At 56.6% G+C, this 20,630-nt stretch carries 20 protein-coding genes; 14 read left to right on the top strand and 6 right to left on the bottom strand.

Translation table 11 applies throughout. The annotated features are described in order from the left end of the window. Position 1: 1 nt before the first annotated feature. Complete coding sequence (locus NE562_RS02275; RefSeq protein WP_280960772.1) at positions 2-1,201, bottom strand: M24 family metallopeptidase; 1,200 nt, start codon at positions 1,199-1,201, stop codon at positions 2-4. 143 nt (positions 1,202-1,344) lie between these two features. Between NE562_RS02275 and cls the strand changes: the two genes are divergently transcribed. From cls to iolG, 6 genes are all read left to right on the top strand, one after another. Then, positions 1,345-2,871 carry a cardiolipin synthase gene (gene cls, locus NE562_RS02270; RefSeq protein WP_280960771.1) on the top strand — a complete coding sequence of 509 codons (1,527 nt, stop codon included), beginning with the start codon at positions 1,345-1,347 and terminating at the stop codon, positions 2,869-2,871. A gap of 21 nt (positions 2,872-2,892) precedes the next feature. Further along, positions 2,893-3,654: a threonine/serine exporter family protein gene (locus tag NE562_RS02265; RefSeq protein ID WP_280960770.1), complete on the top strand. Its 762-nt coding sequence runs from the start codon at positions 2,893-2,895 to the stop codon at positions 3,652-3,654. After that, the gene (locus tag NE562_RS02260; RefSeq protein ID WP_280960769.1) at positions 3,654-4,118 is read left to right on the top strand and encodes a threonine/serine exporter family protein; all 465 of its coding nucleotides are present in this window, start codon (positions 3,654-3,656) and stop codon (positions 4,116-4,118) included. The genes NE562_RS02265 and NE562_RS02260 overlap by 1 nt, the downstream gene beginning before the upstream one ends. Positions 4,119-4,500: 382 nt before the next feature. Continuing rightward, positions 4,501-5,643: a Gfo/Idh/MocA family protein gene (locus NE562_RS02255; protein ID WP_280960768.1), complete on the top strand. Its 1,143-nt coding sequence runs from the start codon at positions 4,501-4,503 to the stop codon at positions 5,641-5,643. Further along, entirely contained in the window at positions 5,583-5,951 is a 369-nt protein-coding gene (locus tag NE562_RS02250) for a Gfo/Idh/MocA family oxidoreductase (RefSeq protein ID WP_419195982.1), read from the top strand. The genes NE562_RS02255 and NE562_RS02250 overlap by 61 nt, the downstream gene beginning before the upstream one ends. 51 nt (positions 5,952-6,002) lie before the next feature. Beyond that, the gene (gene iolG / locus NE562_RS02245; protein ID WP_280960766.1) at positions 6,003-7,022 is read left to right on the top strand and encodes an inositol 2-dehydrogenase; all 1,020 of its coding nucleotides are present in this window, start codon (positions 6,003-6,005) and stop codon (positions 7,020-7,022) included. Between the two features lie 42 nt (positions 7,023-7,064). On the opposite strand, the gene NE562_RS02240 is transcribed toward iolG, so the two are convergent. Both NE562_RS02240 and NE562_RS02235 read right to left on the bottom strand, forming a co-directional pair. Continuing rightward, positions 7,065-7,388, bottom strand: coding sequence for a permease prefix domain 1-containing protein (locus NE562_RS02240; protein WP_280960765.1), 324 nt, complete (start codon positions 7,386-7,388; stop codon positions 7,065-7,067). Further along, positions 7,375-7,725, bottom strand: coding sequence for a PadR family transcriptional regulator (locus NE562_RS02235; RefSeq protein WP_280960764.1), 351 nt, complete (start codon positions 7,723-7,725; stop codon positions 7,375-7,377). The genes NE562_RS02240 and NE562_RS02235 overlap by 14 nt, the downstream gene beginning before the upstream one ends. A 158-nt stretch (positions 7,726-7,883) precedes the next feature. On the opposite strand from NE562_RS02235, the gene NE562_RS02230 reads away from it, so the two are divergent. After that, positions 7,884-8,378: a COG2426 family protein gene (locus tag NE562_RS02230; RefSeq protein ID WP_280960763.1), complete on the top strand. Its 495-nt coding sequence runs from the start codon at positions 7,884-7,886 to the stop codon at positions 8,376-8,378. Positions 8,379-8,424: 46 nt separating this feature from the next. On the opposite strand, the gene NE562_RS02225 is transcribed toward NE562_RS02230, so the two are convergent. The 3 genes from NE562_RS02225 to NE562_RS02215 are packed head-to-tail and all read right to left on the bottom strand — an operon-like array spanning position 8,425 to position 11,270. Beyond that, a complete protein-coding gene (locus tag NE562_RS02225) occupies positions 8,425-9,603 on the bottom strand; it encodes an MFS transporter (protein ID WP_280960762.1) in 1,179 nt (392 codons plus the stop codon). Positions 9,604-9,627: 24 nt separating this feature from the next. Continuing rightward, a complete protein-coding gene (locus tag NE562_RS02220) occupies positions 9,628-10,368 on the bottom strand; it encodes a sulfite exporter TauE/SafE family protein (protein ID WP_280960761.1) in 741 nt (246 codons plus the stop codon). Next, positions 10,365-11,270 (bottom strand): AraC family transcriptional regulator, encoded by a 906-nt coding sequence (locus NE562_RS02215; protein ID WP_280960760.1) that lies wholly within the window; start codon positions 11,268-11,270, stop codon positions 10,365-10,367. Before NE562_RS02215 ends, NE562_RS02220 begins: the two co-directional genes overlap by 4 nt. A gap of 747 nt (positions 11,271-12,017) precedes the next feature. Here NE562_RS02215 and NE562_RS02210 point away from each other — a divergent pair. From NE562_RS02210 to NE562_RS02180, 7 genes are all read left to right on the top strand, one after another. Then, positions 12,018-13,037: a sugar ABC transporter substrate-binding protein gene (locus NE562_RS02210; protein WP_280960759.1), complete on the top strand. Its 1,020-nt coding sequence runs from the start codon at positions 12,018-12,020 to the stop codon at positions 13,035-13,037. A gap of 136 nt (positions 13,038-13,173) precedes the next feature. Further along, entirely contained in the window at positions 13,174-14,673 is a 1,500-nt protein-coding gene (locus tag NE562_RS02205; protein WP_280960758.1) for a sugar ABC transporter ATP-binding protein, read from the top strand. Continuing rightward, positions 14,670-15,698 (top strand): ABC transporter permease, encoded by a 1,029-nt coding sequence (locus tag NE562_RS02200; RefSeq protein ID WP_280960757.1) that lies wholly within the window; start codon positions 14,670-14,672, stop codon positions 15,696-15,698. Before NE562_RS02205 ends, NE562_RS02200 begins: the two co-directional genes overlap by 4 nt. Positions 15,699-16,276: 578 nt before the next feature. Further along, on the top strand, positions 16,277-17,449 hold the full coding sequence (iolM, locus tag NE562_RS02195) for a scyllo-inosose 3-dehydrogenase (protein WP_280960756.1): 1,173 nt from the start codon (positions 16,277-16,279) through the stop codon (positions 17,447-17,449). A gap of 71 nt (positions 17,450-17,520) precedes the next feature. Then, entirely contained in the window at positions 17,521-18,483 is a 963-nt protein-coding gene (gene iolN / locus NE562_RS02190) for a 3-dehydro-scyllo-inosose hydrolase (protein ID WP_280960755.1), read from the top strand. Positions 18,484-18,579: 96 nt separating this feature from the next. After that, positions 18,580-19,659 carry a zinc-dependent alcohol dehydrogenase gene (locus NE562_RS02185; protein WP_280960754.1) on the top strand — a complete coding sequence of 360 codons (1,080 nt, stop codon included), beginning with the start codon at positions 18,580-18,582 and terminating at the stop codon, positions 19,657-19,659. Between the two features lie 115 nt (positions 19,660-19,774). Continuing rightward, positions 19,775-20,593: a sugar phosphate isomerase/epimerase family protein gene (locus tag NE562_RS02180; protein WP_280960753.1), complete on the top strand. Its 819-nt coding sequence runs from the start codon at positions 19,775-19,777 to the stop codon at positions 20,591-20,593. Positions 20,594-20,630 lie beyond the last annotated feature (37 nt).

Here is a 20,630-nt window from a genome sequence, read left to right as displayed (position 1 = left end):
TTCAGCCGCTGATTTCAAATAGCGTTTGGCACGCGCCGGACAGTGACGGCGCGGGGCCATGACTGACGACTTCATAAGTGTTTTCCGTGCCGATCAGGCCAATGCCGGGGAGCGCGATTTTGGGTTCCACCGCGATCGTCATGCCGGCCGCGAGCGGTGTGGTAAAGCCGGGGGCGAGCACGGGCGTTTCGTCCATCGTCAGCCCGATGGAATGGCCAAGGAATTTAGCGCCGTTCATGAAGCCCTCGCGGAAGCGGGAATCGACGATGGCGAGCACCTTTTCATAAATCTCAGCGGGCGCCGCGCCCGCCGTCAGCATGGAGGCGATCTCGTATTCCAAAAAGACGCAGTGCTCGTGCGCCGCGCGGATCAGATCGCCCTGCGGATGATCGGCAAGGCGGCCGAAGAAGAAGGAAATGCTTTTATCCGTGTGATAGCCTCGAAAACCGCAGGGGATATCGAGCAGGATGGGTTCGCCGTTTTGCAGGCGCCGCTCGGACGAACCGATGGATTTCATGGCGATCGAGGTGCCGACCGTGCCGCTCGGAGAATCAAGCGCGGCCTCGCGCAAACCGTTTTCCCCAAAGCTGCACACGCCGAGCACATCCTCCGCCGCAGGCTGGTTGAAGCGCGAAATGCCCATGCCGCCTTGTTCCAGCAGCGCGGTGCAGATCTCGCCGCAGAGCCGCGCCTCGCTCACACCCTCGCGCAGCAGAGCGGGGGCGAGCGTTTCGATCACATGCGCGTGGATCTCGCCTGATTTTCTCATACAGGCGCGTTCGTATTCGCTCTTTTCCGCGCGCAGGGCGGAAAGCACATGGTCGGCCGAGAGATAGGCGGTAAACGGCAGGTGCTTTTGCAGCATGGAAAGCTTTTGCAGCGTCATGGTGCGGGTGGAGAAAAATACGGTTTCGGGCACCTGCGGAAATGCTTCGCGCAGCGCGCGGAATCCGCCCATGGGCCGGATATCCGCGAAGAGCGAATCACGCTTCGCGCAGTCGAAGGAGCGGCGGACGAACAGCACGGCTTCGTCGGGGGTGACGACGAGCGCGCCCTCCTGCATGGTGCCGGTAAAGTAATAAAGATCGATCTTATTGTCCAGAATGATCATGTGCCAATCCGGATGGTGGCGGTGCATTTCAGCACGCAGACGGGTGAGCCGGCTGGTAAGTTCCTGAGCCGGGACCGGGGTATGGGGCATATTTGTTTCCTCCCGAGGTGGTAAATTTAACTTTCGCTTTATTTTACCATAGTTTTGCCTGTTCGGCAATGCGCGCGTTGACTTTTGGCATTTCGTGCGATATCATGATATTTGGAGAAGAATTCGTAGAAGGGAGGCGCGCCATGCGTAAATTGTTAGGCCGCTTTTTGGGCGACCGACGTGTTGTGGGAGGTTTGCTGGTCCTCATCCAGTTGGTCATCGTTATGTTCGGCGTGGGGCTGCTCAGCGAGAAATGGCTGTGGATGCCGCGCGCGCTCGTGGTCCTCAGTATTATTATAGTGATCTGGCTGGTGCGAAAATATGACAACCCTACGTATAAAATATCGTGGATCGTAATTATTTTGACGCTGCCGCTGTTTGGCGGCCTGTTTTATCTGCTGTGGGGCAACACACCGTTCAACCGCGCGCGCACCCAGCATAAGTACGAGCCCCAGCCGCCTGATTTTAATGAATACATGCGGCATCCGGCGACCGAGGCGCTGGCCGCGGACAATCCCCGCCACGCGTCCCGTGCGCGCTATATCCAGAATTTAGACGGCATGCCCGCTTGGACCAATACGGAAGCGCACTATTTCCGCGTGGGCGAAGAAATGTTCGAGTCCATGTGCGAGGAACTGAAAAAAGCCCGCCGCTTCATTTATATGGAGTACTTCATCGTGGAAGAGGGGATCATGTGGGACCGCGTCCTTTCGATCCTCAGTGAAAAGGTTCGCGAGGGCGTTGATATCCGCCTGATCTACGATGATGTGGGCTGTATCGCGACGCTGCCCACGAATTATGACCGCTATCTCGGCACGCTGGGCATCCGTGCCGTGCGGTTCAACCGCTTTATTCCGACGCTGAACACCTATTTAAATTACCGCAACCACCGAAAGATGATGATCATTGACGGCAACGTGGGATATATGGGTGGTATCAATCTGGCGGATGAATATATTAATGAAAAGGTGCGCTTCGGACACTGGAAGGATACCGGCATCCTGCTGCGGGGCGAAGGCACAGCAAGCATGACCTCGCTCTTCCTTCAAATGTGGGAATACGCCACCGGCGAGCCTGTGCCGCCGCTCGACGCGTACCTGCCCACGGTCAAGCTGCCGGCGGACGGCTACGTGCAGCCCTTTGCCGATTCCCCGCTGGATGACTTAAACATCAGCGAATCGGTCTATTTGCAGATCATCCACACCGCGCGCGAGTATGTATATATCACCACGCCCTATCTGGTGCTGGATAACGAGATGATCACTGCGCTGACCATTGCGGCGCAGTCCGGCGTCGATGTGCGCATTCTCACGCCAGGCATCCCGGATAAAAAGCTGGTGTATCTGATCACGCGGTCGTACTATCAGCAGCTGCACCGCGCGGGCGTTAAGATCTACGAATATACGCCGGGCTTCCTGCACGCCAAGTGCATTGTTTCAGACGACGATACCGCGGTGGTCGGCACGATAAATATGGATTTCCGTTCCTTCTTCCTGCACTTTGAGTGCGCCACCTGTTTCTACGATAGCTCCGTGGTGCATGCGGTCAAGGAGGATGTGCTCGAAACGATCAACAAATGCCGCATCGTGGACGACGCATGGCTGCGGCGCGTGCCGTGGCTGCGGTCGATCGCGGCGTCGGTTCTGCGGCTGTTCGCGCCGCTGCTATAACATATCAAAGGGGAACGGGAGATGGAAAACAGCGAGCAAATACTCAGCTGCATTCTGGACGCGGGCGAAATGCTGCTTACCTCGGGCGCCGAGGTGAGCCGTGTAGAGGACACAATGAGCCGCATGGCTGTTGCCTATGGCTTTGAACGGGCCGATGTGCTCACCATTACGGCAAGCGTGATTGTTACGGCGCGCCATAAAGACGGCGCTGTCTATACGCAGACCCGCCGCGTCACCCGACGCGATACCGACATGCGGCGGATCGAGCAGGTAAACGCCCTTTCGCGCGAGGTCTGCGCCGCGCCGCTGCCGCTGGCGGTGCTGCGGGGCCGCATCGCCGCGATCGCCGCTGCCCCGGCGGGCTCTGCACTGTCGCAGGTCATGGCGTATCTGGTTATCGCGGGCTCCTTTGCCGTGTTTTTCGGCGGCTCCGCGTGGGACGGTCTGGCGGCGATGGTTTGCAGCCTGCTGCTTTATGCCGTGATGCGGGGCGGCGCGCGGGTGCAGCTACAGCCCGTCGTGCTGACGATCGTGGCCTCCGCCGCGATGTGTCTGCTGGCGGTAGGGCTGACGCAAATCGGCGTTGGGCAAAATGTGGATAAGATCATCATTGGCAACATCATGCTGCTCATTCCCGGCATTGCGCTGGTCACGGCGCTGCGGGATGTGATAAACGGCGATACGATCAGCGGCCTGATGGGCGCGTGCGAAGCGCTGCTGCGCGCGCTGGCGATCGCGGGCGGCTGCGCCTTGGTGCTGATGCGGTTCGGAGGGGGCGCGTGATGGAGATAAGCTATGTGGTCCAAGTGCTGATGGCGCTGATCGGCGCCATTGGGTTCGGCTGGCTGTTTCACGTGCCGGGCAGCAAGCTGGTCGCGATCGGCCTTGGCGGCGCGCTCGATTGGATCGCCTATCTGGTGGCGTTTGAGCTGACCGGGGGCCGCGTGTTCGCTTTTTTTGTGGCAGCGCTGGCAACAGCCGCCGTGGCGGAAGTGACCGCACGCGTGCTTCGCACACCCGTTTTGACGCTGATGGTGCCCATGATGGTGCCGCTGGTGCCGGGCGGCGATCTGTATTACACGACGCTCGCACTGGTCAGTGGGGATACGGAGCGTTTTACGCATATGGGCAGCCTCGTCCTCAAGGAGGCGGGCGTGATCTCCTTCGGCATTATTTTAGCCGGCTGCGCCGTGCAGGCGGTGCTGCATATCCTTGCCTTTGTGCGGCAAGGAAAAAAGGCGCATTGATTAGGACTACAGACTGTCAAAAAACCCTTCGTGCCGCAGCGCGTAATAAAATTGAAAATTGTTTTTGACAGCCTGAAGGACGCTTGCAAACAAGTTTGCAAGCGTCCTTTTTTTCTTGCTGTTTTGCATAGGGAACGGAAATTTAAAGTGTGAATGCATCGAAAGAAAATCAAATATTATAAAAATAAATCGAACAAAATCAAAATATAAAGCGAAAAAATAAAAAAGATGCATGATAAATAATCGGAAAGCTTGTGCATTATTCACGTATTGACAGGAGAAATCAGGAATAGTATAATGCAGACAGATAGAAAAAATCGAACAAATTTTGATAAGAAATAAAACGGTTCACTGAAGCGCATAAAATGAAGGAGGCAGTTGCATGAAACTCAAATTCGGTATGATCGGCGGCGCAGGCGGAGGGATCGGCCCGGTACATATGCGCGGCACGCTGCTGGACCACAAATGCGAACTGACGGCTGGTTGCTTTAGCCGCCATGAGGAAAAAAACCGTGCGCAGGCGGAGGAATGGGGCATACGCGATTTGACCCGCCTGTATCCCGATTACCGCGCCATGGCGGCGGAAGAGGGCGCGCGCACGGGAGACGACAGGCTCGACTTCGTCGTGATCGTCACGCCGAACGATACGCATTACGAGATCGCCAAGGCGTTTATGGAGCAGAACATCCATATCGTTTGCGACAAGCCGTTGGCCTTTACCGTGGAAGAGGGCGAGGAGCTGGCCCGGATCGCCAAGGAAAGGAACCTGCTGTTCGGCGTTACCTATACCTATTCCGGCTATGCCATGATCCGGCAGGCGCGCGAGCTGATCGAGCACGGCGAGCTGGGCGAGATCACTTATATTAACGCGGAATACCCGCAGGAGTGGCTGGCGCTCGCGCTGGTGCAGGAAAACAGCGCCAACGCGATGTGGCGGCTCGACCCCGCGCGGGCGGGCGAATCACAGGCAACGGCCGATATCGGCACCCATATCGAATATCTGGTTAAAGCGGCCACAGGCCTTTCGCCCGAGCGCGTGCTGGCGCGGTTTGACCATATTCCGCGCGACCTGAAAATGGAGAGCAACACCACCATTCTGTGCCAGTATCCCAATAATGTGACCGGCCTTCTGTGGGCTTCGCAGATCGCCATCGGGCACGAGTGCGATATCAAGCTGCGCGTGTTCGGCACCAAGGGCGCGATCGAATGGCAGCATCAGGACGCGGGACGGCTCAAGTTCACCCGCCTTGGCGGGCCGGTGCAGTATTATTCGGCGGCAAGTCCGTACAACTACGAGGAATCCATTCGCCTGAGCCGCACCAATCCCGGCCATCCGGAAGGCTTGTTTGAGGCGTTCGGCAACATCTACCGTTCGTTCTGCGAGGTGCTGCTGGCCCGTAAGCAAGGCCGCGAGCCGGAAAGCTTTACCTTCCCGACGGTGGAGGACGGCGTGCGCGGGTTAAAATTCGTTCATGCCTGCGTGGAAAGCGACCGGCGGGACAGTGTCTGGATGCCGGTGGAATAACGGGAGGAAATTGCGATGGAGCAAATCAAAATCGGCATTGCGGGGTTGGGCGGCTGGGCAGCGTGCATGCGGCGAATCTGGCGTTTCGCATTCCCGGCGTACAGCTCGCTTCGGCCTGCTCGCCGGTCGAAACGGAGCTTACGCGCGCCCGCGAACAATTCGGCATAGCAGATACCTATACGGATTATGATAAAATGCTGCAAAAGGCGGATATCGACGCGGTCGCGATCGTTACGCCGAGCGTGATGCATTTTGAACAGATCACCAAAGGGCCGCATGGCCTTTGCGACCACGCAGTCCTTCCGTGAAAATCATCCGGTACAAATCGAGTATTGATCAATAAAAGGAGTGCTATCGCAATGAAAAAGTCAATTCGCGTTGCCATGCTTGGCGTCGGACGTATCGGCAAAATGCACACCCGCAATATCCTTACCATGAAGGAATTTGAAGTCGTTACCGGCATGGACCCATACCTGACCGCGGAGCAGGAAGCGGAGCTTCTGGAAATGGGCCTGCCCAAGTTTACGCGCGACCCGGACGAGGTGTTTAACGATCCCACCATCGACGCGGTCATCATCAGCTCAGTCACGGAGACGCATTCCGATTTGATCATCCGCGCCGCCCGCAAAAAGATGGATGTGTTCTGCGAAAAGCCGATCGACCACGACGTGCCCCGCATCCGCGAAGCGCTGAAGGCGGTCAAGGAAGAAGGCGTGATCCTTCAGATCGGCTTTAACCACCGCTTTGATCTGCACCACGGCAGCATGCAGCGCATGATCGCCGAGGGCCGCGTGGGCGATGTGGAGGTGCTGAAGATCACCTCGCGCGATCCCGCGCCCCCGTCCATGAAGTACATTCAGGAATCCGGCGGTATCTTTGTCGATTTTATGATCCACGATTTTGATATGGCGCGCTTCCTAACCGGCAGCGAGGTAGTCGAGGTGTTTGCGACCGGCACCTCGGTGTGCGATCCGCAGATCAGCGAATACGGCGACGTGGGCAGCGGCCATGCGGTGCTCAAGTTTGCAAACGGCGCCATCGGAATTCTGGAAGTCAGCCGCCGTTCGAGCTTTGGCCACGACCAGCGGATTGAAGCGCTCGGCTCCAAGGGCTGCGTAATGGATGATAACGTGTATGAGAACAACGTGCGGCTGTTCAATGAAACGGGCTATCACGGCGCTAAAGTGCCCTATCATTTTCCGGAGCGCTACAAGGAAGCGTATTTCGACGAATTACGCGCCTTTGCCGCTTCGATCGAAAACCGAACCCAGCCGCTCGTCACCGGTTTTGACGGTCTGCAGGCCGTGCTGATCGCGGAAGCCGCCGCCCGCTCTTTCAAGAGCGGCAAGCTGGAAAAGGTAGAAATCATCGACGTGTAAAACACAAAAAGCGCGCTGTACCATCACTGGTTACAGCGCGCTTTAACGTATCAAACAGTTTAACAGCATGATCAGGCAGCAAAGAATACCCGCCCAGATTACGCAGGTGAAGCACACGAAAAGGATGCGGCGTAGCGGACGGCCTTCGCGGTGCAGCGCGGCGCCGATCTCGTCCGGGTCGCCCATCATACAGATGGCCTGCGCGACGGCTTCGCTTTCGCTAAAGCCGCGATCGTTCATCAGGTATTCGGCGCGGGTGAGGATATGGTCGGTCAGCTCGCGCCGGATACGGTCGCGGTAGGGCCGCCAGCGGATGTGGACGCATACGCGGGTAAGGAAAGCCTCGATCCGTTCAGAGGACGACACAGGCTTCACCCCCGACCACTTTGCCGAACTGGCGGCAGAAGGCCTGCCACTCCTGCCGGCAGCGGGCGAGTGTTTTAACGCCTTGCCGCGTCAGCTTGTAATACCGTCGTCGCCGGCCGGCTTCGGATTCGCGTTCGTAGCTTCGCACCTCGCCGCGCTCTTCCAGTCCGTGCAGGATGGGGTAAAGCGTGCCCTCCTTCATGGAGAAGGTTTTGTCCGAACGGCATTCCAGCTCGCGGATGATTTGGTAGCCATACTTATCCTCATCCTCAAGAAGGGCGAGGATGAGCAGGATATTGCTGCCCGCAAACGCGGGCTCTTCTTTTCTCTTTGGCATAAAAACACCTCCAAGCAACCTATGATACTCTATGTGTGGACAGTATACCTCGATGAACGAGGTATGTCAAATGTAAAATTTCCAGAAAAGGCTTGTGCTTGAGACGTTTTTGGGGTATTATAGGCAGTAGTTTCAGCAAAAAAGGAAGGACGGAATACATGTTTGCCGATTTATTCAACTGGCTGCTCGGCGCGGGCGCGGAGCTGGCGGTAACGATCATTTCCATGGTGCCGCTGGTGGAGCTGCGCGGCGCGGTGCCGCTCGGTGTGGCGGCCGGACTGCCGTGGCATGTCGTGTTGCCGCTCGCATACCTCGGCAATATGCTGCCGATCCCGTTTCTGTTGTTTTTCGGGGAAAAGATACTCGACTGGGTGATCTCGCTGCGGCCGTTCACCAAGCTCGGCACGGCTTATAAAAACAAACTTTTGAGCAAGACCGACAAAGTCACCAAGTACGCGCGCATCGGTCTGTTCCTGTTCGTTGCGATACCGCTGCCCGGAACGGGCGCATGGTCTGGCGCGCTGATCGCGACCATTCTGAAAATGCCCAAGGGCAAGGCGCTGTTCTCCATTCTGTGCGGCGTGGTCACGGCGGGGCTGATCATGCTGGCCGCCTCGCACGGCGCGCTGGGCGTGTTTCAGAGCTTCCAATAAAAAAATCCTTCGGACGGTTATGCGCTGTCCGAAGGATTTTTTTAATTTACCCGGGGTTTTTTATCCGGTTGCGGATGGCGAGCAGCAGGGCGATCACGGCGGGGAAGAGCAATACGCCCATGCCGAGGCGCATGTCGGTATGCTGTGCGATCGCGCCGATGATCGAGGGCGTAATGATCGCGCCGATGCCGCTGGCCGTGACGAATACGCCCATGGCGAGCGGATACTTACCGAAAACGTCGCCCGCGTTGGCGACCGTTGTGCCGTACATGCCCGAAAGTGAAAGGCCGAGGCCGATCGTACCGAACAGCATGGGAACAAGGCTGTGGCAGAAAAGCAAAACGATAAGGAACAGGATGATGCCGCTGCACAAAAACAGGATGATACGCGCGGATGAAAAGCGGCTGGCAAGCGCTGAACACGCGAAGCGCCCGATGAGGATCGTCACCCAAAGCAGCGAGGTGAGAAGCTGCGCCGAATCCTGTGTGGCGACGCCGGAATCGATGTAGTAGGTGACCATCCAGCCCATGACCGAGGCCTCGACGCATTGATAGAAAAACATGATCGCGGCGGACAGTAAAAGCTGCCGGTCCTTTAAAAAGCCGAATGAGCTGCCGCCCTCGGCGGAATCCGCGCTGGGCGCGCTGTCCATTTTCATAAAGGGCGAGGAGATCATCGAGATGATGCCGAGCACGATGATGGCAATGACGGCATACCGCCAGCCGTGGTCGCTGTTCCGGGTGCAAAAGAGCACAAGAAAGGGCGCGGAGACCGCGCCGATCGCAAAGAACCCGTGCAGCATGTTGAGCGGCGCCGCCGAGCCCCCCGAAAGAGAACTGATGATCTGATTGTTATAATTGCTGATCGCGCCGCGGCCTACGCCGGTGAGCAGCAACGCGAAAATCAAAAGCAGCGGATTGCCGGTGACCAGCGTCAGCGCAAAACCGATAAAGGGCATGGCGTTGAACATTAAGAGCGAACGCTTGGTGCCCAGTCCAAGGGCCACCAGACCGGCGATCAGCGCGGTGAGTTGGTTGCCGATGGAGTGCGCCGAGATCAAAAAACCGCCGATGCGGTAGTCCAGTCCGTATTCCGCTTTCATCATCGGCAGGATCGAGCCGATCAGGATGGTAAATATACCTTGGATCAAATACAGAAAGAAAAGGTTGCCCACCATGAAACGGTCGCGGGGCACAAGAGACCCGAAAAAAGATTGTTTCTTCATGTCGGTTTCGGATTGTCCTCTCTATCAGGCGCGGAACAGCAGCGCTTTGATCAGCGTTGATAGGCCGCCGAGAATAAATACATAGATGATCAATTTTTTGATGCGCTTTTCGTCGATATGCTTGTCGATCTGCGAGCCGATCCACATGCCGAGGAAGGCCGCGGGAATGGTGACCAGCGTGATCTGTAATGTGAACGCGGTGAAAATGCCGTTATAGATGTAAACGATCGTGCGAAACAGATTTTCGAGAAAAAAGACAAAGCACACATTGGCGCGAAATTCCTGACGGCCCTTTGCGGTGCGCTCTAAGTAGATAAGGAAAAGCATATTGATGCCAAACAGGCCCGCGGTAACGCCGGAGAGAAAGCTCATGATCGCCTGAACGGCCGGATTGGGCTTCATATCGCCCGTATCCTTGCGGGTGAGCATCTCGATGCCCAGGCCGATGATCAGCAGGCCGAGCACGACCTTGAGGATCCACGGCGCGCCGAGCTTGAGGAGCATCGTGCCTGGGATGATGCCGAGCAGCACCCAAAAAGCGATCGGCGCGACGGCGCGCAGAGAAAACGCCGCGCGGTTTTTCAGCACGATAAAGGCGTTCAGAATGAGCGAAACGGGAAGCAGGGCGGGGGTGATGTCCTTGTTGTCCAGCCGCATGGCGAGCAGCGGATTGGAGATCAGGGGATCGCCGAAGCCCGCCAGACCCTTGACGATAAAGGAAATGGAAATAATAATGAAGATATAAACGGCAAGTGATAAGGTCATAACAGCTTCCTCGTTTCCGGTATTTTTTCACCGCTTTTCCGATCGACATAGGAAGAGCGGTATTTGCTGGGCGACATGCCGATATATTTGGAGAACATGGTGTTGAAGTGGCACGGATTGCCAAAACCAACCATGACGGAGATTTCCGTCATCGTCAGCCCGGTCGAGATCAGCAGGCTTTGCGCTTCGCCCAAACGGCGGCGCAGCGTGTACTGCATGGGTGAATAACCGGTCTGTGCCTTAAAAACATGGGAAAGATGGTATGGACTTACATGAATGGAATCGGAAATATCTTGTAAAGTGAAGGGTTCGTCAAAATGCGTGTTGATATAACTCTTCACTTGTTCTACAATGATATCAGTACGGGTGTGCACCGTATCGCCCGCGATCGCACAGTGCTTGCGGATGACGAGCAGCAGCTTGCACAGCAAAGCGACGGTAAGGTGCTGACAGGTCTCCACCGAGCCGGAGGGATCGCTCGCGAGCATGCTGTGAATCATGGTCATCAGCGAGCCGACGATTTCGGCGGATTCGCCCGCGGGGAAAACGGGGGAGTATTGCGCGTCGATCAAATGGTTTTGCGGCAGGCCGATCACGTGGACGTCGGATACCGAGATGCAAAGGGTGTTTAGATCCTGACTGCAGGAGGGGTCCTCGTCGTGCAGCCGCCCGGAATTGCAAATGATGATGTCGCCTGCTTTGATGGCGTAGCGCGTTTCTTCAATGATATATACGCCGGTGCCCGAGCGAACATATAGAATTTCTAAAGAATCGTTGTGTTTGTGCAGCACGCGCGGGTGTGAAGAATAGGACGAGTCAATCTTGCTGGCGAAAAGCAAGCGGGGCGTTTTCCCAGCCTCAAAACTGGACTGATACGCAGAATCGGCAAAGCACTGGATCACGTGGCAAACCTCCTTTATAGTCGGATGACGGCGCGGACGGTCTTGTCCATACCGCAAGATTTAATAGATAGCGCTAACTTTATACCACGTCAGCGCAAACTTGTCAATCGCTCGAACCCCAAAAAACAGGCGGGTGGAATCGCAAGAAATCAAAAGGATACCATATCATATGCGAAAAAGGCACAAGTTTTGAGCAACTTTTGTTCGCAAGAAAGAGAAAAACCGGACAGTGCTTGAATTCTTTGAAAAAGTTGCACAAAAATTTAAGATTTATTTGTGCAAGTTACTGAACGGGATGAGGTTACAAGTCCGTAAAAGGCCCAAAAACGCAAGATTACTAAATTGACATTCTTGAAGAGGCTTAAAACAACCCTAAAAGGGTGTAATCGCCGCAATAATTGTATGGCAAAACGACGATGGAACATGATATGCTAATTGCACGCTTGAGGGCGGGTGTTGTCCGGACATGCCGGGCGCACCGATAAACAGGGACAGGCGGTGAAAACCGCACCCGCAATATTTTGGTTAGGCTGCTTGCCGGCGTGGGCGTTTTATAGAAGAGGCGCCCTTTTCATTTGGTGCATATATGCATCGGCTGAGTGAACTGACCCAAAGAACGGCGCCCTGTGAACCCTATGCGTGCGCGCAGCCGCAGTACATAATTCCTCCCGTGAGGGGTGGCGGCGCGCTAAGAGACGATATGAACCACTCGGTTGGTTTATATAAAACACTCAAGGAGGAAGAAAAATGAAAAAGAGATTACTTGCAATGCTGTTGGCGGGTGCCATGGCATTGTCGCTGACCGCTTGCGGCAGCGAACCGGCCAAGACCGACGACACAAAGACTCCGGACACCAGCGCTGAGGGCGGCGACGACAGTGCCGCCGGCGGCGATGTGCATGTTGGCTTTGTTGTAAAGAGCTTGGCCGACCAGTACTGGGTACTCGTTCAGGCGGGTGCGAAGGAAGCTGCTGACCGCCTCGGCGTTAAGCTGGACTTCATCGCTCCGAACTCGGAATCGGACGTGCAGGCTCAGGTTGACATGATCCAGAACCTCGTTGGTCAGAAGATCGACGTGCTCTGTCTGGCTCCGTCCTCTCCGGACACCGTTATCCCCGTTCTGCAGCAGGCTGACGATGCCGGTATTCCGGTTATCGCTGTTGATACCGACCTGCCGACCTTTGACAAGAAGGTTTCCTTTATCGGCACCGGTAACGAAGCAGCCGGCAAAATCGGCGGCGACTTCGCCGGCAAGCTCGTAGGCGAAGGCAAGAATGCCATCATCCTGCGCGGCCGTGCGGGCGACACCACCCATGATCAGCGCGAAGCTGGCTTCAAGGCCGGTCTGGAAGAGGCTGGCGTCAACATCCTTGAGATCAAGGCTGCCGACTCCGAGGCTGAGAAGGGCATGAACGTCATGCAGGACCTGATGAACCGCTACGACAACATTGACGTAGTCTGCACCACCGCCGACTCCATGGCGCAGGGCGCTGAGCGCGCAATCACCAACGCGGGCAAGACCATTCCGGTTATCGGCTTCGACGGCACGATCCCGGTTTGCGAGATCATCGCCGGCGGCAGCGACGTAATGGTCGGTACCGTTGCGCAGAGCCCGTACAAGATGGGCCAGCTGGGCGTTGAGAACGCTGTTAAGCTTGCCAAGGGCGAAACGATCGAAGATCGCATCGATTCCGGCGCGGAGATGGTCAGCGCGGAGAACGCTGCCGACTTCGTAGCGAACCTCAAGGAGCTGGTAGGCGAGAGCTGATCCGTACTTAGTACTGTAAGAACGAAACAGCTACCCTGAAAGTCTTGAACTATATGGGGAAAGGCAATGCCGGGGGAGTAATATCCCCCGGCTTCCTTTTAAAACGTATCTATCGAAAGTAGGTGATTGCGGCATTATGAACGAAGTAATCATGGAGTTAAAGAATATCACCAAATACTTCCCTGGTGTTGTCGCGCTGGATGATATGTCCTTTACGGTGCGCAAGGGTACCGTGCATGGTCTGATCGGAGAAAACGGCGCGGGTAAAAGTACGCTCATCAAGGTTTTTACCGGCGTAAACCAGCCGGATAAGGGCCAGATCTTTATCGATGGTAAGCAGGTCCATCTGACCAACCCGATGGTCGCAAAGCACGCGGGCGTCGGCTGTGTGTATCAGGAGCTGAACATCGTTCAGGAACTGAACGTCACGGACAACCTGTTTATCAACTATTACAAAACCAAGGGACCCCTGTGTGATTATAAGACAATGCACAAGCGCGCCGCGGAGATCATGGCCGACCTCGGACAGCCGGTCGATCCCCGTACGGAATGCTCGAAGCTCGGCCTTGGCGTGCAGCAGACAATTGAGATCGGCAAGTCCATCCTTTCGGATGCACGGCTGATCATCATGGACGAGCCGACCTCGTCTCTATCCGAGTCGGAAGTAGAACAGCTTTTCAAAACGATCAAGATGCTGAAGGATAAGGGCATTTCGATCGTATTCGTTTCGCATAAGCTGGAAGAGATCTTCGAGTGCTGCGACGATATCACGGTCATGCGTGACGGCAAATGGATCTCCACCACGCCGGTACAGGAAATGACCAAGGACCTGCTGATCTCCCACATGGTGGGCCGCAGCCTTGACAACCTGTTCCCGAAGGAATTCGCCCAGAAGGGCGAGGAAATGCTCCGCATTGAGCACATGAACAGCGCGGGCGTTCTGCATGATGTTAGCTTTACCGCATACGCGGGAGAAGTGCTCGGCTTCTCCGGTCTGGTCGGCGCGGGCCGTACCGAGACCATGCGCGCGCTGTTTGGCGCGGATATCCGCGACAGCGGCGATATCTACATTAAAGGTAAGAAGGTAAATATCGTCCGTCCGGCGGACGCTATCCATAACAAGATCGCGTTCCTGACGGAGGACCGCAAGGGCGAGGGCTTGATCCTCGATGCATCGGTCATGAACAACCTGCACCTTGCCACGATCGACCGCGACCGCAAGGGCTTGCTGCTCGATGAAAGCAAGCACAGAAAGGTAGCGGAAGAGAACGTTAAGACCTACCGCATCAAGACGCCGACGCTGGAAACGCCGGTCGGCTCGCTTTCGGGCGGCAACCAGCAGAAAGTCGTTATCGGCAAGTGGGTCAACACGGACGCGGATATCTACATCTTCGACGAACCGACGCGCGGTATCGACGTCGGCGCAAAGATCGAAGTTTACAACGTCATGAACGATCTGGTCAAAAAGGGGAAAGCCGTGCTGATGGTCTCTTCCGAACTGCCTGAGATCCTTGGCATGAGCGACCGCGTGATCGTTATGCGTCACGGCAGAATCATGGCGAAGATCGACCGTGATTCCGAACACTTCAATCAGGAAGATATTATGAAAGCCGCATGGGGAGGAACTTTGGAATGACTGAAACCACGAAAAAATCGTCCTTTAAGGACGCTCTCGGCAAGCTCGGCCCGCTGCTTGCTCTGGTGCTGATCTGTGTAGCGCTCGGCATCGCGACCAAGGGCAACTTCTTTACCATGACCAACATCCTAAACCTGCTGCGTCAGGTGCCGATCGTGGCGCTGATGAGCGTCGGCATGTTGTGCGTTATCCTGCTTGGCGGTATCGACCTATCCGCGGGCTCCCTGCTCGCGATCTCGACCGGCGTGACCGCCGTATTGATGAAGAAATTCTTTTCCGCCGATACGATGGTCAACTCGATCGTCCTGATCGTCATCTGTCTGGTCATCGGCGCGGTAGCGGGTATGATCAACGGCCTGCTGCTGACCAAGCTGCACCTGCCTCACCCCTTCATCGCAACGCTGGGCACCAAGAACATCTACCGCGGCATCACGCTCGTTATCATGGGCTCGGCTTCTATCGCCGGCTTCCCGAAGGGCGTACTGACCGTGGGCACCGCGGAGCCTGTTGGCATTCCGCTCTCGTTTATCCTGACGATCGTTGTATTTGTTCTGATGCACATCTTCCTTTCCAAGACGCCGCTTGGCCGTAAGATTTACTCCTTCGGCGGCAACTCGGAAGCGGCCCGTCTGGCCGGTATCAATACCGATAATGTACAGATCACCTGCTATGCGCTGAGCGGCTTCTTCTGCGCGCTGGCCGGCGTCGTGTACATCGGCCGTCTGAACTCTGCGGTACCGCTGGCATCGCAGGAAGGCGATCTGGATGCTATCGCGTCCTGTATCATCGGCGGCGCGTCCTTCCTCGGCGGCAAGGGCAACGTTTGGGGCACGCTGATCGGCGCGTTCATGATCACCGTTATCCGCAACGGCTGTAACCTGCTGGGCGTTTCGTCCGACTTGCAGCTGATCGTTATCGGCGCCATCATTATCGCGGCGGTATTCGTCGACGTAGTCCGCAGCCGTATGGAAGCTAACGCAAAGCGTCTTGCTGTTGCTAAGGCTGAAGAGAAGAGCGAAAAGTAATGACAGACCCAAACTGCTCCTATATAAGATGTAAGAGCGGCATCGAGGGCCGGAACGTAAGTTCCGGCCCTCTTTATTTGCCCCGGGGCCGCGTTGCGCGTGCCGCCGGGGCTCTGTGCTTTTGCCCATACCGCGCGCAAGGGGAATGGAAATTTTGCGATATGGCCGGCGTTCTGATGATTTCACAATGATTTATACCTTGCGCCTCGATTATGCGAAGTAAACAAAAAGAAGGGTGTAAATTATAAATAATCGCCAAAACAGCGCATATTGGTCTTCTTTGGGAGGGGGAAGGGGGAGAGGAAAGCAGGAATGCCCAAGAAAGGGGCGCCGGACACCGCAAGAATTAGGTGCTCGCAAGAATGTGAAAGAACGAGGCGGGATTTCACGAAAAACGGCCCTCAAAAAGAAAACATGGCACAAGAAAAATATAGCGGAAAGCGGCGTGCAAAGCTATAATAGAGACACAAAAGCAAAGAGGGAACGCAAGGCGCGCAGCGTTCCTTAAACCCCCGGATATACCATAAACCACGAAGGAAAGCAACCAAACGAACTGCTGACGAAAAGAGGATAATGAAATGAGAGCATTTTATGTGGAAGCGGATCACGCGCCGCGTGAAGGCTATGTCCTTTCCGAACGGGAAAAGACGACCGGACGTGCGCTGCGCGGCAACCAGATCTGGAAGAACATCCACGGTTCTGTGACCGACCGTCCGATGCCGGTTTGCGGCGACGAGCAGGTCATGATCAAGGTAGGCGCCGCCGGCATCTGCGGCACGGACGCTCACCTGCTCAAGCAGGACGCGGACGGCTACTCGATGTATGACGGACACTCCAAGTACCCGATCATCACCGGCCACGAGTTCGCCGGCGAGATCGTCGAGGTAGGCAAGAACGTCAAGAAGCTGCAGGTAGGCGATCTGGTGTCGGTCGAATCCATGCACTGGTGCGGCGAGTGCGACGCATGCCGCCGCGGCATGTTCAACCAGTGCAAGGAGCTTGAAGAGCCCGGCCTTACATATGACGGCGGCTTTGCCGAGTACACGGCGGTTCATGCCAAGTACTGCTACAAGCTTAACGATATCATGAACTACTATGGCGGCGACAAGATGACCGCTTTCGAGCTGGGCGCGATGATCGAGCCCACCGGCGTTGCTTACAACGGCCTGTTCGTTCGCGGCGGCGGCCTTCGTCCCGGCGGACACGCGGCGGTATTTGGCTGCGGCCCGATCGGTCTGGCTGCCATTCAGCTGCTCAAGACCTCGGGCGCTGCCAAGCTGATCGCTTTCGAGAGCGTGCCGGAGCGCGTGGAGCTGGCCAAGGCCTGCGGCGCGGACTACGTGTACGATCCCACCTCCTTCAAGTCTCCCGACGAGCAGGCGGAAATGCTGATGGACATGACCAACGGCGCGGGCATCTCGCTCTTCGCGGAGTGCGCGGGCGCCACCAAGTTTACCTACCCCGTTATGGGCAAGGCGCTGGCGATCGGCGGCAAGACCGTGCAGATCGGCCACACCGTGGGCATTACCCCGGTCGATATCTTCAACTGGCAGTGGAACGCGGCGACGATCTCGGGCTCCAACGGCCAGTCCGGTCAGGGCATCTACCCCGATGTGATCGCGCTGATGGCTTCCGGCCGTATTGATATGCGCAAAATGTGCACCGGCCGCTTCAACCTTGAGGACATCCTCGAAGGTATGAAGATCACCGCCGGCAAGGTACTGGTATCCACCAGCTACCCGCGCCTGTAATCACTTTCGCGATCTATCTTTAACAACCATATAAATACACACACTTCAAGAAAACTAAGGAGGAACAAATTATGTCCAAATGGAACCTGCCCGCTAAGGGCGGACACATGGAAGCGCAGGACGGCATCTACTACCAGAACATGACCACCAAGATGCTCGACGAGCGCCTGAAAAAGAACGACGTACTGCTGCTGCCTGTCGGCTCCACCGAAAACCACGGTCCTTCCGCCCCCTACGGCGAGGATACTTACCTTGATACCCGCCTTTGCGAGCTGGTAGCGGAAAAGACCGGCTGCACGGTCGCAATGCCGATCTGGTATGGCTCTCATCCGTATCACCACCTCGGCCAGAAGGGCACCATCATGATCCCCGAGAAGATCTTGGCCGATTACATCGCTTATGTGCTGGCCGGCTACTGGAACACCGGCTTCCGAAAGATCATCATCGTCAACGGCCACGGTCAGGACTATGTGATCCCGCTTGCGATTCACACCTTCGGCAAGAAGTGGCAGGTGCCCGGCATCGTGCTGTACACCCACTTCTGGAACTGCGCGGGCGATCAGATGTTCACCAAGGAGAAGGGCGGGCCCTACGACATGCCGTTCGTACACGCTGACGAAGTGGAGCAGTCCTGGTGCCTCGAGCTCTTCCCGGAGTTCATCCACATGGAAGACGCGATCGCTGTCAACAAGGCTCCGCTCCTGCCCGCCGGCCACATCAATACCTCTGCTGAGGACGGCGCTGGCCCGATCAAGTGGTACAACGCGTTTGGTTCCTGCGGCATGGAATGCATCTGCCAGCCCGAGGGCGTTATCGGCGATGCGCGCATGGCTGATGGCAAGAAGGCGGAAGCAGGCGTAGAGCGCACGCTCGATTACCTCGAGAAGCTCGTAAACGACATCCTCGAGATGTACCCGGCCGGCAAGCTGCCTCCGATCGACAAGATGACCCAGCGTTCGCGCGAGGACATCGAAGCCGTCATCAAGGGGCCGAACGAGCCCGGCGGCCGTCACATCTACACGCTGGAGTATTGATTCCCGACGTCTGAAAACGAATGACCGCGGCGGGGACTTGGGTCTCCCCATGGCCCCGCCGCAACGAATAAACAGTTAAGAAAAGGAGCGTTTATTATGAATCGTCCTAACAAGTGCAAGGCTGCGTTTATGCATGGTCCGTTCGATCTGCGCATCGAGGAGCTCGAGCTGCCGCCGCTGAAGCCCAACCAGATCCTGATCAAGCTGAAGGCCTGCGGTATCTGCAAGTCCGACGTAGAGTGCTTTGAAGGCGAATCGGCCGAAGGCCGTTACGATCTGGGCCCCTACACCCCCGGCCACGAATGGGTGGGCGTCGCGGCTGAGATCGGCTCCGGCGTTTCCTCCGTTAAGGTTGGCGACAAGGTCGTTGGCGACTGCGTGCTGCCCTGCCATGAGTGTGCAAACTGCAAGGACGGCAAAATGTCCTCCGCGTGCCTGAACATGCGTGAAGTCGGCTTCCGTCCCGACTCGCCCGGCGGCTTTGGCGAATACATGATCCTTGAGGAAGCTTACACCCACGTGATCCCGGACGATTGGTCCGACGAAATCGGCATCTTTGTTGAAAACTTCAACGTTGCTTACTGGGGCATTTGGGGCAACCACTGTGATCCCGACGCTTCGGATGATGTTGCAATCATCGGCGGCGGCCCGATCGGCTGCTCTGCCGCGATGGTAGCGGCTACCTCCGGCGCGACCGTTATCGTGATCGATCCGGTAGAGTCCCGCCGTCAGAACGCCATGAAGTATGGCGCGACCCTGACCGTAGACCCCTCCCAGTTCAAGGAGCCGGGCGCGCTCGAAGCTGAGCTCAAGCGCCTGACCGGCGGCCGCGGCCCGTCCGTTGTCATCGAGTGCTCGGGCAACGACATCGGCATCGCGTCCCTATTCGATATTGCCGGCCATTCCGCCCGCGTAGGCGTTGTCGGCCACTCCATCGGCCGCAAGGTTCCGGTCGAGATCGGCAAGACCATCTGGAAGACCCTGCACATCTCGGGCTCCGGCGGCACGACCAACTGGTTCCCGCGCACGATCCGCTTCATGTCCAAGATCAAGGATAAGTACGACTTCAAGGGTCTGGTTTCCCACTACTATAAGTTTGACGATCTGGATGAAGCCATGAAGATGGCGCAGAATCAGGAAGTTGCCCGCAAGGTCATGCTGACCTTCGACGACTAAGTTCGCTCTCAATTCTCTATCCTTTATATCTTTCCTATTCTTCTCTCTCTCATGTGGATGGGGCCTCGTTTGCGAGGCCCCATTCGCAAATCCGGCTTTATTAGGAGGCGGCTTGATGTATAATTGGAAATTTGCTGTATCTTCGGCGGACGACGCGCCGGCGACGGCGCCGATCCTGCTCAAGGGAACGGTGGAAGAAAACCTCGAAAAGGCGGCAAGGCTTGGCTATGACGCGATTGAGGTGCACACCCGCGAGGACGTCGAATTTGACTACGACGCGATCCGCGCCGTGTCCGAGCGCACCGGCGCGCGCGTCGGCATGGTCATCACCGGCAGGCTCAATACCGAAGGCATGTGCAGCTTGATCGCGGACGAGCCCTATATCACGCAGGCCGCGCTGGACGGCATGCGACAGTATATCGATATGGCGCAGAAGTTCGGCGCCGATATCGTGGTCGGCTGGGTCAAGGGCAATGTGCCGAAGGGCGGCAGCCGTGAAAAATATTTGTCGCGTCTGGCCCAAAATATGCGCATTCTAAACGATTATGGCAAGGAGCGCGGCGTTAAGCTGAATATTGAGGTAATCAACCGCTACGAAGTGAACATTTTCACAACAGCGGAAGAGACCATGTCCTTTTTGGAGAAGTATAATCTTGATAACTGCTACGCGCATCTGGATGCGTTCCACATGGGCATTGACGAATGCGACCCGATCGCGGCCATCCGTCGCTGCAAGGGGCGGCTCGGCTACTTCCATCTGGCGGACAATTCCCGCCAGTATTGCGGCAGCGGTCAATTCGATTTTGGCCGCATGCTGGAAGCGCTCGACGAGATCGGCTATGAGGGCATCCTCTCAGTCGAGTGCCTGCCCGTGCCGAACGGCGAGGAAGCGGCAAAGCGTTCGATCGAGCATATGAAAGCGCTGATCCATTAAATAGCGCGACGCAAAAGGCGAAGTACGATAGGTGCTT

Source organism: Butyricicoccus faecihominis (genome assembly GCF_024462775.1).
Lineage (GTDB): Bacteria > Bacillota > Clostridia > Oscillospirales > Butyricicoccaceae > Agathobaculum > Agathobaculum faecihominis_A.
This window is presented reverse-complemented; position numbering and strand designations above follow the sequence as displayed.